At 68.8% G+C, this 4,050-nt stretch carries 6 protein-coding genes; 2 read left to right on the top strand and 4 right to left on the bottom strand.

Annotation, left to right across the window (positions count from 1 at the left end; translation table 11 throughout):
* Nucleotides 1-438: restriction endonuclease (locus AB0915_RS38500; protein ID WP_366695971.1), on the bottom strand; the 438-nt coding region annotated here is incomplete at its 3' end.
* 612 nt (nucleotides 439-1,050) lie between these two features.
* Nucleotides 1,051-1,809, bottom strand: a complete 759-nt coding sequence (locus AB0915_RS38495; RefSeq protein ID WP_366695969.1) for a DeoR/GlpR family DNA-binding transcription regulator — start codon at nucleotides 1,807-1,809, stop codon at nucleotides 1,051-1,053.
* 49 nt (nucleotides 1,810-1,858) lie between these two features.
* On the opposite strand from AB0915_RS38495, the gene AB0915_RS38490 reads away from it, so the two are divergent.
* Together AB0915_RS38490 and AB0915_RS38485 are read left to right on the top strand one after the other, a co-directional pair.
* Nucleotides 1,859-2,242, top strand: coding sequence for a DUF4406 domain-containing protein (locus tag AB0915_RS38490; RefSeq protein ID WP_366695967.1), 384 nt, complete (start codon nucleotides 1,859-1,861; stop codon nucleotides 2,240-2,242).
* Nucleotides 2,239-2,916, top strand: coding sequence for an NUDIX domain-containing protein (locus tag AB0915_RS38485; RefSeq protein WP_366695965.1), 678 nt, complete (start codon nucleotides 2,239-2,241; stop codon nucleotides 2,914-2,916). The genes AB0915_RS38490 and AB0915_RS38485 overlap by 4 nt, the downstream gene beginning before the upstream one ends.
* A gap of 111 nt (nucleotides 2,917-3,027) precedes the next feature.
* On the opposite strand, the gene AB0915_RS38480 is transcribed toward AB0915_RS38485, so the two are convergent.
* Both AB0915_RS38480 and AB0915_RS38475 read right to left on the bottom strand, forming a co-directional pair.
* A complete protein-coding gene (locus AB0915_RS38480; RefSeq protein ID WP_366695973.1) occupies nucleotides 3,028-3,471 on the bottom strand; it encodes a transposase in 444 nt (147 codons plus the stop codon).
* A 3-nt stretch (nucleotides 3,472-3,474) separates the two neighbouring features.
* Nucleotides 3,475-3,687 (bottom strand): hypothetical protein, encoded by a 213-nt coding sequence (locus tag AB0915_RS38475; protein ID WP_366695963.1) that lies wholly within the window; start codon nucleotides 3,685-3,687, stop codon nucleotides 3,475-3,477.
* Nucleotides 3,688-4,050 lie beyond the last annotated feature (363 nt).

Raw genomic sequence — 4,050 nt, 5'->3', positions numbered from 1 at the left:
CTTGCGGGCCGGGTCGGTGAAGACGCAGGAGGCGACAAAGAGGGGGACGTCGGCGCCGTGTTCGGCACGGGCGGTGCCGTTGAACGTCTGGATGTGGCGACTGCCGACCGTGCGGTGCTTCGCGTAGCGCTTGCACGAGATCACGATCTTCCTGCCGTCCGGGAGGCGGCCGATGACGTCGGCGCCCAGGTCGCCGGCACCGCCGACCCGCTGTACGTCAGTGCAGCCGTCCCGGCGGCACAGCTCAGCGATATACTCCTCGAACTCGCGGTCGTCCATCGCCCACACCGCTTCCAGCGACCGGCGCGCTTGCCGTCGCGCCTCTTCAGCCAGCCGCGCCTCCTCGGCTTGCGCTTCGCGTCGCCCGACGCGCACCAGGCCGGTGACGACGACCGCGGCCACCACGGCGGCTAACGCCGCCAGCAGCACCGTTCCCATGTTTCTGCCCTCCCGTAGTGCGGCTGCGCGCCGTCCTTGTTGCTCCCCCATCTGGTGTGGGGTCTATCCGGTGAGGTTGGCCAGGTAGGAGGTGCCGGTGTTCCACGGGGTGGATTCGACGCCGAAGCCAGTGTGGTTGCCGTTGTGGAGGTGGACGAGCTTTCCGGCGACATGGACGGCGTCGCCGGCACGGAAGGCTCCGGTGTAGGCGCAGCCCCCGTGAGTTCGCGAATTCTGAAGGGCGCTCGGGGCGAACCCACGGGTTTGCGGGCGCTCACGTAGATTCCCAGCCAGAAGTTCACGATCTTCCGCAGGGGAATCCCGGTGTGAGCGTCGCGGTCACCACAGGAGGGTGCGGGTGTGGAGCGTGCTGTGGGGCCGCATTCGGAATGTCCTGTTCCGATGTGCCGACCTGGTCTTTCTCAAGATTCTCAGGTGCGGGACATGGCATTTCTGTGTCACCGCATTGTCCCTTGACTCATTGCTCGACAGCAGCGGGCCGTGCAATTGAAGGGGAGCAATTGTCAATCCCTGTGAATGAGCGAAGCACGGTAACGGGTTGGCGCCCTGGATGTCCTGCCGGTCGGCGATCCCTCGTTCGGCATGTGGCAGTCAGCCGGCTGGCAGGACATCCACGCCGAGCGCCATGAGTTGTTCGACGACGGCGTTGTGGGGGTCGGCGTCGGTGATCAGTCCGCTGATCTTCTCCAAGGGCAGGACGCGGAACCGCGATGCCGTGCCGATCTTCTCGGACGAGGCGAGGACGTAGGTGTCCGCGGCCCGCGCGGCCAGGGCGCGCTTCATCGCGGCCTCCTCGGCGTCGCCGGTGGTCAGTCCCGCCTCCGGGTGCACGCCGGTGACGCCGAGAAGGCACAGATCGGCGGAGACGTTCTGCGCGGCCTCGACCGCGGCAGCACCGCAGGCGACCGCGGAGTGCTTGAAGATGCGGCCACCGAGCAGGAAAAGCTCGACCTGCGGGTGGTCGAGCAGGGCGGCGGCGATCGTCGGACTGTGGGTGATCACGGTGCAGGCCAGGCCCTGCGGGAGTGCTTGGGCGACGGCCAGGGCGGTGGTACCACCGTCGAGGATCAGCGCGCCGCCCGGCCGGACCAGCCCGGCGGCCACCGAGGCGACCTTCCGCTTGCCGTCGGGGGCCACGGTCTGCCGGGCGGCGTAGTCCGCCACGGCCGGGGAAACAGGGAGCGCCCCGCCGTAGACCCGCTGGCACAGCCCCTCGGCCGCGAGATCGCGTAGGTCGCGTCGCACGCTGTCCTCGGAGATCCCCAGTTCGGCGGCGACGTCCTTGGCGACGATCTTGCCCTCGTGGGCGAGCAGACCTAGCAGGTGGTCACGGCGTTCAGCAGCCAGCATTCGCACTCTCTCCTGTTCTTGCACGTTTCTGCATGTATCGTAGCGCTCCATGACCGACAAGCCCATGCTCATCCTGATCGCCGGGCCCTACCGCTCCGGCACCGACGGCGACCCGCAGGCCATGGCCGCCAACCTCGCCCGCCTCGAAGCAGCCGCCTGGCCCGTCTTCGCCGCCGGCCACCTCCCCGTGATCGGGGAGTGGATCGCCCTGCCCGTCCTGCACTCAGCCGGCGCGGGCCCCACCGACCCCCTCGCCGACCAGGTGCTCTACCCGACCGCCGACCGCCTCCTCGCCCACTGTGACGCCGTGCTGCGCCTGCCCGGCCACTCCACCGGAGCCGACCAGGACGTCGCCACCGCCCGCCGCCGCGGCCTGCCCGTCTATCACGATGTGGCCGAGATCCCCCGCCGCACCCCGCAGGAGACCGCGTGACAAGCCGCCCCGGCATCGACACCCCTGACCACCGCGACCGCACCGGCCTCGACCAGGCCGGACGCGACCTGGACCGCAACCCCGGCGTCATGGTCCGCGACGTCGAGCTCACCTCCCAGGGCTGGCATGTACTGCGCCGCACCACCTTCGACTACCGCCGCCGCGACGGGCGTTGGGTAACCCAGCAGCGCGAGACCTACGACCGCGGCAACGGCGCCGTCGTCCTGCCGTACGACACCGGACGTCGCTACGTCCTGCTCACCCGCCAGTTCCGCTACCCGGCCTACGTCAACGACCACCCCGACGGCATGCTCGTCGAAGCGGCCGCGGGGCTGCTCGACGCGGACGACCCGCCGACCGCTATCCGGCGCGAGAGCGCCGAGGAACTCGGCGTCACGCTCGGCCCGCTCACCCACGTCCTCGACGCCTACATGAGCCCCGGCTCCGTCACCGAGCGCCTCCACTTCTTCGCCGCCCCCTACACCCCGGCCGACCGGACCGGGACCGGCGGCGGACTCGAGGAAGACGGCGAAGACATCGAGGTCCTCGAACTGCCCTTCGCAGAAGCCCTCGCCATGACCCGCGACGGACGCATCACCGACGGCAAGACCATCCTGCTCCTGCAATGGGCAGCCCTGGACGGACCCTTCGCCCCCGCAGCGGGCGACCGCTGACAACGCCGCCCCCAACGGACGATCTCGTCGATCAAAGAGCCGGACTGAGGGAATGTGGGTCTGACCTTCCCCTCGTAGCGTTGAGACCGTGACTGCAGGAGAAGTTGGGAGTCATGGCGGATAAGGGGCAGAAGTTCGAAGCGAAGTTCCGCGAGGGGGCTGCAGCAGACCACGGGTAGTGTCACCCGCCCCGGCATGGCGCTGCACCGGCCGGACCCGGGGTCCGGGGCGGACGGTGGGTTTGCGTATCTCGTACGGCTCGTCGCCGGTGAGCCATTCGGTGGCGGTGGTCTGCTCGCCGTGTCTGCGGTGGTCGGTGCCGTTGAGGGCGAAGTAGCGCAGAGCGGCGAACTCGGACTCGATCCAGTTCAGCCACGATCCGCAGGTCGGCAGGAAGACCAGCTCGACGTCGTTGGCCGCGGCCCAGGCCCGAACGTTTGGGTGTTTGTGCGCGGAGAAGTTGTCCAGCACGACGTACAGCTTCTCGCCGGGCCAGCGGGCGCGCAGGGCTTTGAGTAGGGCGAGAAACTCGCGCCAGCGCTTGCGCCGGCAGATCCGTTAGTACATCTTCCCGGTGGCCAGGTCGAGGGCGGCGAACATGTGCATCACGCCGTCGTAGCGGTTATAGGTGGCCCGCAGGCGGCGCGGTGAGCCGAGGGGACGCCAGGCCTTGCCCTTGCGGGACATCAGGTTGAACGGGTCGAACTCGTCCAGGCACACCACCCGGCCATCGCTCAGCGGGGTGTCGTACAAGGCCAGGACCCGGTGCATCTTGGCAATGAAGTCAGGGCGTTCGACGACTTCCAGGTCGTGGTCGTCTGCCCGGAGACCTTGCCTTCACGCAGTATTCCCCGCAGCGTCTCGCGGCTGACCACAAGGACGACGGCCTGCTCGCGGTCCTGCTGATCCGCTGCAGCCTTCACCCTTCCTCCATGCTCACCGGCCGGACGAACACTCCCGGGCGACGCCCCACGACCACCTCCGCGCTCACGACCTGGGAGCAGCCTGCCGCGCAACAGACGGAGGATCAATGAAGCTCCGCCATCTTGAAGTGGCTGGTCAGCAGGGGTGGCGTGACCCCGTTTCGGGGTGCTCGTGCTGGTCGTGGGCGGCAGTCTGGGGTGTAGATCGTCC

Source organism: Streptomyces sp. NPDC048411, from assembly GCF_040704695.1.
In the GTDB taxonomy this organism is placed as follows: Bacteria; Actinomycetota; Actinomycetes; order Streptomycetales; family Streptomycetaceae; genus Streptomyces.
This window is presented reverse-complemented; position numbering and strand designations above follow the sequence as displayed.